Source organism: Streptomyces sp. TP-A0874, from assembly GCF_001748085.1.
Lineage (GTDB): Bacteria > Actinomycetota > Actinomycetes > Streptomycetales > Streptomycetaceae > Streptomyces.
The window spans coordinates 39,984-47,034 of record NZ_BBZK01000016.1; the positions used below are offsets into that span (position 1 = coordinate 39,984).

Consider the following 7,051-nt stretch of genomic DNA (forward strand, 5'->3'; position numbering starts at 1 on the left):
GTGGAGAGGCGGGGGGTTTTATGCGTCGACGACGAACGCCTTTTCATACACCTGCTGCGCGTTGACGTCCTCGTACACGGTGGTGGGGCGCAGGCGGTTCCACCGGTTACCCAGCAGCAGAGCCAAGCCCATCGGGCCAGCCTGGAAGAGGTGGATCGCAGGATGCGCGCGGCAGGCACGACGCAGCAGATCCCGGATGCCGACGGCAAGGGCGCTGGCCGTCGCCGCATCCGGGACGGAGTTGTCCTTGGCGCCACCGGGCGGGCGCAGCACCAGCAGCCGGGAGACGGGTACACGCTGCTCCCGCAGGAAGTCCAGCACATCCTCGGTGGGGTCGATGGCGACCGCGATGGCCACGGCGAGCTCCGGCCCTAGACCGAGAGCGTGCTCGTCGACCTCCGGGGCCAGCACAGCGTCGTACCCGGCAGCGGACGACCACACCTGTCCGCGCTGGGCCACGGCCAAGTCGACTCCAGTCACCATGCGGAAAGCCGCGCCGACCACGAACGCGGGCGCCAGACGCAGACTGCCGGTGACGGCGATGGAGGTCGTGCCCGGCGGCATCCGAAACGGTGCCGCTTCAATGTCCGCCTGCAACTGCGCCCAGGTCGCCGGGGCAAGCGGACGCCGCTTCACGTAGGGCGAGGCGCCCTCGAAGCGGTCCGCCCAGTCCACCGTGTAGTCGGCGTCCTCCGCCATCGGGTCCGGTTTCAAAGTGGCGACGGAAAGCACCGCCCGTGACGTGCCGGCCTCCAGACGCAGAGACCGGATCGCCTCCCTGACGTCCGCCAGGGACAGCCTGCGCTGCCCATCGGCGACTCGGCGGGCCACCCAGTCCGCGCCGGCGTGCATGGCCTCCTCATCGAACCGCAGCCCGGCAGCGAACATCAGCATCTGCAAGTGCTCATGCAGGTGCATCACGTCCCGTGCCAGGTCGAAGCGCAGCACCTTCAACAGATCCAGCAGCCTGTCCTCGCTCAGCCCGATACCGGCGGCCCAACGGCTGCGCGCCTGCCCCTTCTTCGATCGCGGTCCCTGCTGCGCCGCCTTCGGTACGAGCAACTGGGTGCGGGAATCCCTCAGTGAGATCAGCGGATCCCCGGCATCCGGGGACCGGTTGCTCAACAGGGCAAGATCGACCGGAGTGCCGTCCCCGGCGAGTTGCTGCCAGGCCTGCGCCACCTTGCGCAGGATCGACGGGCCGCCCTGGTCGCTTGGCTTGAGCAAGTACTCCTCGTTGACGGGTGAGGAACTGTCTGCGGCGTACTTAACCTGCATGTAGGTGTGCGGCGGCTCCTCGCGGTACAAGACGACGTCATCCACGTTTCCCACGCCGTCCACCTCAACACCGACCGCCACCACCGGGTTCGGCACGCGCAGCGCCGCGTCACGCACCGCCGTGACACAACCCTGCCACGCGACCAGCCACTGGTACCGGTCACCGGCGATACGAACACCCGTCGAACTCGGGGCAGGCAAGTCAGGCACGAAACACGGTCTCCCACTCGAGCGGCCGCCATACCGCAGCCAACGAGCAGATCATCACCCGCGAACCCTCCCCGCGCCCAGCCCATCAACGCTGGAAGCCCGTCGGGCTGAACGACGGCGTTCTCGGGCCCGCCCGACGCTGACCAGCTTGCAAAGATCAACGAAAGGGCGCAGAGCGGGCATCTGCGCTCCCCCAGCCACTGCTCTATACGCGTCGGGAGCACTTGATGCCCAGTCCATGACAGACGCCCACCGGCAAGGGTTCGTCAGCCGAAGGCATGCAGACACCCCTGGCCGCTACCGGAATTCTCAATACATCTGCGGGATTCTCATCAAGCCTGCGGTACTGCAGCTCAAGGTCCTGATCCGCACGGAGAAAGCATAGCGAGGCATCTCTCAGCCATCTGCATCCTCGCAGGTCAGAGCGATCTCTCTACCGCAAGAGAAATGAGAACTCACATGCAAGATCGCTTGTGCCCGAACGGGGGCTTCGAACGCAGGTGATCATGGCGACCGGGTCTGGGAAGACCCGGGTGGCGGTCCGCAGCGCGGAGGAGCTCCACGCGGGCCGTGTGCTGGTGCTGGTGCCCTCGCTGGACCTGCTGGCGCAGACCGAGGCCGCGTGGCGCGAGGGGGGCCGCCGGGGGCCGATGATCGGGGTGTCCTCACTGAGGGGCGAGGAGGTGTCCTTCCCCAACACCACGGACGTGGACGAGCTGGTGGAGTGGACGCGGGGCCTGGACAAGGTGACCGTCTACGCCACGTACGCCAGCCTCGGTCTGGGCACGCTGGAGCGGGCGCACGCCGGGGGCCTCGCGGCTTGGGACTTGATCGTCGTGGACGAAGCCCACCGCGTTTCGGGCCGGATCGGGAAGCCGTGGGCGGTCGTCCACGACAACCAGAAGATCCCGTCCCTGCGCCGCCTCTACATGACGGCCACGCCCCGGCTGTGGCAGCTCGGGGACGAGGACGAGGCCGGCGCACCGGGCGAGCTGGTCGCGAGCATGGAAGACGACCCCGAGGGCCCCTTCGGCAGCCGCTGCTTCACCTTGACGCTCTCGGAGGCCATCGACCGGGGAATCTGTGCCCCCTACCAGGTTGTATGCGTGGACGTCACCGACACCGCGCTCCAGGCCGCGCAGCTCCTGGGCGCCGAAAGCCGCTCGGCAGAGGTCCGCGGGGCGCGGCTCGCCGCTCTGCAGACCGCTCTGGTGAAGGCGTCCGCGGAGGAGAACTTCCGGCGCACGCTCGTCTTCCACCACGTCCTCAAGGAAGCCGAAGCCTTCGCGGCCGGCCTTCCGGACGTCGCCGCGCAGCTGCACGCATCCGACCCCGAGCTGTACCCCAAGACGATCTGGGCGGACTGGCTGTGCGGCGACCACAAGCTGCTCCACCGCCGCCGGCTCCTCGGGGAGTTCGCGGCTGGGATCGCCACGGACGGCACCGTGGTGGAGAAGTGCTTCCTGTGCTCGGTGAAGGTCCTGGGCGAGGGCGTCGACACCAAGAACTGCGACTCCGTGTACTGGGCCGACGTACGCGGCTCAATGCCCGACCTCGTCCAGGCCGTGGGCCGCGCTCTGCGGATGCAACCCGGCGAGGGCAAGACGGCCTCGCTCGTGGTGCCGGTCCTGCTCGGGCCGGGCGAGACCGCGGACAACATGCTCACCTCCCGGGCGTTCGGCGGGCTGGCCAAGCTGCTGGAGGCGCTGCGGGCGCACGACGCCCGGATCGTGGAGAGGCTCGCGGAGCAGCAGGCCCCGAGCCGCTACAAGCCTGTCAGCAAGGACGACAGCGGCAAGAGCACGGGCGGGAGCGGCGAAGGCTCCGGAGACGTCAGCGCCCCCGCCAAGGCCCTGCTCAAGTTCTCCACGCCCCGCGACCCGGCCGCCCTCGCCGCGTTCATCAACCTGCGTGTCCTCAACCCCGAGCACGAGCACTGGCGGCGCGGCGTGGAAGCCGCCGTCATCTACGCACGCGAGCACGGCGACCTGAAGGTGCCGTTCACGTTCCGCGTGCCCGCCGTCGACGGCCAGGAGGCGGAAGGCGCGGGGTGGCCGGCCTCGCTCGCCGGGTTCCCGCTCGGGCAGTGGACCGCCGACTGCCGGCGGTTCTACGCCCGCGGCCGTCTGGACGAGGACCGCATCGCGCAGCTGGAGAAGCTCGGCATGATCTGGTCGCACTACGACGTCGCGTGGGAGGAAGGTCTCGCGGCGGCGCGCGGGTGGGCAGCCGAGGCGGGGCACCTCCTGGCCCCGCTGGACGCCACCTTCCAGGGCGCGAAGGTGGGCATCTTCCTGAAGAACGCGCGGGCCGCCGCCCGGAAGGCGGCTGAGAACGAGCAGCGGCGGGCCGAGGGCCTGCCGGTCCAGTCGTCGGCCGGGGCCCTGTCGGACGAGCGGCGCGAGCAGCTGGAGGAGATCGACGCCTCTTGGTGCCCGTCGTGGCCGGTGGAGTGGCAGCGGTGCTTCCACCTCGTGCGAATGCACCTGGACGCCGGTGAGGCGCTACCCACCGAGGCGGGCGAGATCCTGCGCCAGGGCGAGGACCTCGGACGGTGGGTGCAGTCGGTACGGCTCGGCTGGGACCAGCTCACGACCGTGCAGCAGTGGATGTGCGAGCAGGTCCTCGGAATCGAGCCCGCGGCCGAGGACGAGAAGCCGCCCCCGCGCCGTACGCAGGCCGACAAGTGGGCGCTGAACTACGCGGCCGCCAAGCAGTTCTACGAGCGCGAGGGACACCTGCGAGTGCCGAGGAAGCACGTCGAACGGATCGTCGGCGAAGACCAGGAGGAGCGGGAACACAAGCTGGGGTCCTGGATCGGGAACCAGCGCAGCCGGGCCGCGACCCTGACGCCGGAGCGGATGGAGCAGCTGTCCGCCATCGGGATGCGGTGGTCGTAATGGGCGTCGTCCTCACCACCGCCACCGCGCTCGCAGCCGGCTACCCGCTCGGGCGGCTACGCCCGTGGCAGCGGCTGAGCGACTGAGCGACCGACCAGGTCCGCTTCACCGGGACGTGGTCCGGGGCGGCGCCGCCCGTCAGGCCGTCGTCGTCTTGGTCCACGCCGTCACCGCGCCCCGCACCAGCTGGCGCGTCATGCGCGCCCCGGCCACCGAGACCCGAGCGCAAACGCCCGTACGCGATCCGGACTGGATCGCCAACCGCACCCGGACAGGCAAGGGAGGCACCCCGTGAGCACCGAGCAGCACCACGCCGACGCGTACGGCCAGGAGCTGGCCCGCATCAGCCACCACCAGCACGAGGCCACGGCGGCGCGCTTCACCGTCTTCCAGGCCCCGGCCGCCGCCGGGATCGGACACGAGCAGGCCGACGACATCGTGGCGAAGCAGGAGGCCGGGGCGGTGGCCGGCGCCCACACCTGGATCTCCGAGAGCAGCCCTCCGCACAAGTCCGAGCCGCAGTTCGAGGACGGCTGGTTCGCCGGGGTCCGCGACGTCGCCAGCTACCTGCTGCGCATCGCCGACACCACCGCCCACGCGGGGCGCGGGCGCGCCGCCCCAGCGCCATGCTGGTCGCCCACCTCCAGCAGCCAGCCTCCCGCACCCCGGAGGAGACGACGGCGGACGAACCCGCCCCGGCCTCGGTGCCGCCGCTGGAGGCGAAGGACGTCCTGGCGGCGGCGGAACGCTTCCCGTGGGCCGTGGCCGCGCCGGGGACGCGCCACTGGCCGGACGGGTCGGACTTCCTGGACGTCGCGCTGAGCGCGGTGGGCACCGAGGAACGCCCGGGGTTACATCGAGCGCCTGGAGGCGTTCGTGGAGGGGCACCGCGACCGCCTGGAAGAGCTGCTGCGCGCGTACGGGCCGGGCAGCAGGCCCGCCTCGCACGGCCGGTACGCCCTGGTCGGGCAGCCCGAGACCCTGGTCATCCTGGAGCGGATGGAGGCCGTGCCGTTCCTCCTGCACGGCCGGTGGGAGGAGGAGCTGGTGGCTTTGTTCACGAGTCGTGAAGCCAGTTGTTCATGGGTTTGGGAGACGCCCAGATCCACGGATGGGTGATGTTCACGAGTTTTGAAGGCGTTGGAAGGCTTGCCGGCACAGCATCAGGACGTTCCCGGGTGAAAGGTCCTGGTCATGCCGCAGATGTCCAAGGTGGAGCTGTACGCGGCGATCCGGCGTGACCAGCGGGGCGGCATGTCGGTCCGTGCCTTGGAACGCAAGTACTGCGTGACGTGGCGGACGGTGCGGAAGGCGGTCGACTCCGCTTGGCCGGAGCCGCCGAAGAAGCTGCCGCCCCGGCCTTCGGCTGAGTCCTTCGGCGGCTGGACCAAGACCTTCACTGCCCCCGCCTCTGCGCGGCCATCGTCAACCGCTTCACCTTCAACGGCACCATCATCGAAACCGGTACCGACTCCTACCGCCTCGCCAGCACTCGTGCACGAGCCGAAGAGCCCATCAAAGTCGGCTGAACCTCTCCAGGGCGGTAGCACGATGACTTGACCAGTGCGCGAGAATCATCTGACATGACCTACTTAATCACCGCTGCTCACCCCGACGACGCTGTGGCGTTGGGGCCCTTGCACCTGCGGAACTGGCTCCAGAACTACCCCAACGCAGAAGCCGGCATCGATGAGTCCTGGATCCGTGAGCACCGCGCTTCGTCTGCTACTGCGGAAGGAATCGAGCAGTGGGAGACTTCATTGAAGTAGCAAACCAGCACCCTGCCCCGCACTTCTGTCGTGTCGTGCGGTCTGAGACGGAGATCGTCGGCTATCTCTGTGGCCACTGGGACGAGTCGGTCACCCTCGGACCGATGTATCTGCTGAGCCATGCCCAAGGCCACGGACTCGGTGGCCGCCTGATGGCCGAGTTTTTCATCTGGGCAGGACCTGCACGCATCCGCTTGGGGGTCGCCGACTACAACAAACGGGCGATCCGGTTCTACCTACGCCACGGTTTCGAAATCACAGGTGAGCGTCACCTCTGGCGAGGAAGAATGCCCACCCTGCTTATGACCCGCGAGGCCCCAGCAACCGTTGACGTCAGCTGAGCCCAGCCACCGGGCCGGACACACGGTCATGGCCCGCCGTCATTTCCCGTGAAAATCTCGAGCTGGGCTGGTCAACAACCGCCGTCGAAACTCTTCGAGAAACGCTGTCACTTGGAGTGAACGAAGCCAGTTAGCCTTGTTCACTTTCAGCAGCAGCGTTTATCGGCCTGTTTGGGAGGCGGCGGGTAATCTAATACTCTGCAGATGTGGACGAGAAATAACGTGCGCTCAGGACGTTCGGGGCATGATCGGAGGACGACCGCGGATCTGTAAGGCGAGGAGGCACTGCGATGGTGATCAGAGGGCTGCATCCGGAGAGGACTGCCCGGCTTGAGGCGCTCGTGGATGAGTGCCGACCGCTGCTGACGAATGCTGGTGGAATGGCTGTCGTGCAGAGGCTGCTGACTGAGCGCCGGGTCGAGGTGCTCGACGCGGTCGTGATCACGCGCGAGCTACTGGGGGCTGGCCCCACGGCACTCGGGGAAGCGAAGACCATCGTTCTGACGAGTCCGGGCAGAGGCCGCGAGCTTCGAGTGCACGAGCAGTTCATGGA

7 protein-coding genes and 1 pseudogene are annotated in these 7,051 nt (G+C 68.6%); 6 read left to right on the plus strand and 2 right to left on the minus strand.

The genetic code is table 11. From position 1 onward, the window contains the following. Nucleotides 1-18: 18 nt before the first annotated feature. The gene (locus tag BGP73_RS21520; protein WP_069817506.1) at nt 19-1,488 is read right to left on the minus strand and encodes an SAVED domain-containing protein; all 1,470 of its coding nucleotides are present in this window, start codon (nt 1,486-1,488) and stop codon (nt 19-21) included. Between the two features lie 473 nt (nt 1,489-1,961). Between BGP73_RS21520 and BGP73_RS21525 the strand changes: the two genes are divergently transcribed. The 3 genes from BGP73_RS21525 (at nt 1,962) to BGP73_RS21540 (ending at nt 5,507) form a co-directional block, all read left to right on the plus strand. Further along, nucleotides 1,962-4,388: a DEAD/DEAH box helicase gene (locus tag BGP73_RS21525; RefSeq protein WP_079127753.1), complete on the plus strand. Its 2,427-nt coding sequence runs from the start codon at nt 1,962-1,964 to the stop codon at nt 4,386-4,388. Nucleotides 4,389-4,679: 291 nt separating this feature from the next. Next, a complete protein-coding gene (locus BGP73_RS22815) occupies nt 4,680-5,210 on the plus strand; it encodes a hypothetical protein (protein ID WP_069817510.1) in 531 nt (176 codons plus the stop codon). A gap of 54 nt (nt 5,211-5,264) precedes the next feature. After that, complete coding sequence (locus BGP73_RS21540; protein ID WP_069817511.1) at nt 5,265-5,507, plus strand: hypothetical protein; 243 nt, start codon at nt 5,265-5,267, stop codon at nt 5,505-5,507. A 44-nt stretch (nt 5,508-5,551) separates the two neighbouring features. Here the strand turns inward: BGP73_RS21540 and BGP73_RS23250 are convergent, their stop codons facing one another. Then, a complete protein-coding gene (locus BGP73_RS23250; RefSeq protein ID WP_069817512.1) occupies nt 5,552-5,788 on the minus strand; it encodes a hypothetical protein in 237 nt (78 codons plus the stop codon). On the opposite strand from BGP73_RS23250, the pseudogene BGP73_RS23365 reads away from it, so the two are divergent. The 3 genes and pseudogenes from BGP73_RS23365 to BGP73_RS21555 all read left to right on the plus strand — a co-directional run. Continuing rightward, nucleotides 5,751-5,917: pseudogene (locus tag BGP73_RS23365) on the plus strand (ATP-binding protein); the annotation flags it as partial. The gene BGP73_RS23250 and the pseudogene BGP73_RS23365 sit on opposite strands and share 38 nt — an antisense overlap. Nucleotides 5,918-6,135: 218 nt before the next feature. Beyond that, entirely contained in the window at nt 6,136-6,498 is a 363-nt protein-coding gene (locus BGP73_RS21550) for a GNAT family N-acetyltransferase (RefSeq protein ID WP_069817513.1), read from the plus strand. A gap of 290 nt (nt 6,499-6,788) precedes the next feature. Beyond that, nucleotides 6,789-7,051: hypothetical protein (locus tag BGP73_RS21555; RefSeq protein ID WP_069817515.1), on the plus strand; the 263-nt coding region annotated here is incomplete at its 3' end.